At 65.5% G+C, this 2,103-nt stretch carries 2 protein-coding genes; both read right to left on the bottom strand.

Annotation, left to right across the window (positions count from 1 at the left end; translation table 11 throughout):
* On the bottom strand, positions 1-1,583 hold a 1,583-nt coding region (locus tag WBV89_RS01885; protein WP_423979645.1), incomplete at its 3' end, for a hypothetical protein.
* Between the two features lie 45 nt (positions 1,584-1,628).
* Positions 1,629-2,103 (bottom strand): LytR C-terminal domain-containing protein (locus WBV89_RS01890; RefSeq protein WP_423979646.1); only part of this gene is annotated, 475 nt, incomplete at its 5' end.

Raw genomic sequence — 2,103 nt, forward strand, 5'->3', positions numbered from 1 at the left:
TAGTAGTCGTAGTAGCCGTTGCTCTTCGAGCGCGCTGACCCGGCGTCGGTGATCGCGATCGCCAGATGTTCGGCTCCGCCGAAGCGCACCAGTTCGCCGGCCCGTTGCGCATCCGATGTCGCGGTACGTCCGACCCGTCCGACGAGCAGTACCACCTGTGCAAGTGGGACGAATTCGAGGGCCTCCGTGGTAACCGCGAGTGGGGGAGTATCGATGACGATCACGTCGACGCGATCGCTGAGAGCGGCGACGAGCCGATACGTGCCGCGTGTGAGATCGCCCGGACTGCCTCCGAGCGAGGACAGGTCGAGCAGTTCGACTCCGGGCATCGTCGTTGGCGTCAAGAATGCCTCGGGGTCGAGTCGATCGATCCCTGCGAGTCCAGCGGGGAGCGTCATCGTGTCGTCGGTGAGGATCGAGGTGATGATCGGTCGACGGAAGTCAGCGTTGACGACGATGGTGCGGCGACCGGTCTCGGCGAAGGCGGCGGCGAGGTTGACGGCCGTCGTGGTCTTGCCCTCCGATGGGCTCGGCGAGGTGACGAGCAGGACGCCGACGCGATCGTCGGCTGCCGAGGGCTGACCACCGGCGGCCATGAAGGTGAGCGACGTCCGCAAGGATCGGAATGCCTCCGCCACAGCGTTGTTCTGGTCCGGGCCGACCACGATGCGTGCAGCACGCTGCTTGCGGGACAACGACGGCAGCTCTGCCACGACTGCGGCACCGAACGCCTCCTCGGCCTTGCGGCGATCGCTCAACTTGGAGTCGAGACGTTCCGCGAGGAGTGCGAGTCCAGCGCCGATGATCGCGCCGAGCGCGGCAGCGATCGGGACTCGCGTGGAACGGGTGCGTGGCGGGCTGAAGCCTCCGGTGCTCTGGGGGACCGGCTGTGCTCGCTCGAGCGTCGTGAGGCTGAGGTCGGCGGTTTCGTCTCCGATGAGGATTCGATACGCCTCGTAAGCGCTCGAGTACTCCCGAACTGCGGTGTCGCGTCGTGACTGGAGAATCGAGTCGACCTCCTCAACTTGGCCGTCCGCCCTTGCCTCCGCTTGGGCAACCAATTGCTCGCCGACTTGGGCGTCGAGTTCCTCGATCTCGGTTTCCAGCCGCTCGATGTCGGCCAACGCATTGGTCAGCCGATCCTGGCGGATCTGTTCTTGCTGTTCGGAGAGATACCGGACGGTGATGTCCGCGAATGCGTCAGCGATCCGAACAGCGTCATCGGGATCGTCTTGCGTCGTGGTGAACTGCAGCGTTCCGGTCGCCTGATCCTCGAAGACGGTCACGTTCGAGGCGAGGACGGCCGGTGGACCACTGAAGTTGAGTTGCTCGGCCGCGAGGCGCGGGACCTCGCCGGTCGTCGCGAAGATCGGCACCTGGGCGAACGTGATCGTCCCGATCGACGACTGCGAGCCTTGCTGGTTCGTACTCGACAGCAGGGTGTGCTTGGCGACGTACGTCTCCTGGATCGGTTCCGGCTCCGGGTCGGTCCCGAGAAAGGCGAACCCGGCACCGATGAGCGAGCACACGGCGATGATCGGCCAGCGCCGGATCAGGATTCGGATGTACTCAATGGGTTCCACGGAGCCTCCAGTGAACGTGGTGAGGGCGCATCGTAGCGACGGTTGTCACGCCGGTCCGAGCACAACGAGGACGTCGAGTTCCGAGCCGAACTCATTCCAGTTGGCGTCGTCGGTGCCCGCAATGATGAAGTCGCCGCCCGCAGCGATCATCCGGCCGATGGTGCTCGCGGAGATCTCTTGGCCAGGGGCGAAGAACACCGTTGTCTGCGGGACCTGCGTGACAGCATCGGCCGGCCCTGCAGGAGCGAACCCCTCCCCTTCGAGCACCTCGGTGACGAACTGGGCACCGCCGGCAGCGGCCCCGCCGTTGACCACGCGCACGCGGACTCCCTCGCGTGCCTCGACAGGAAGCTCAGGAATGGTGGTGGTCGTGGGCGATGTCAATGCGGTCGTGGCGCTCGTTGCGGGTGGCTCAGTCGATTCGTTCTCGGGCTCGGGCTCGGTGTCGGCGGAGGCTTCGAGTGGGGCACTGGTGGTCGACTCGGCGATCGCGGCTGTTTCACTGACCGTCGAATCAACT

The sequence above is a fragment of the Ilumatobacter sp. genome (assembly GCF_049588435.1).
Classification (GTDB): Bacteria; Actinomycetota; Acidimicrobiia; order Acidimicrobiales; family Ilumatobacteraceae; genus Ilumatobacter_A.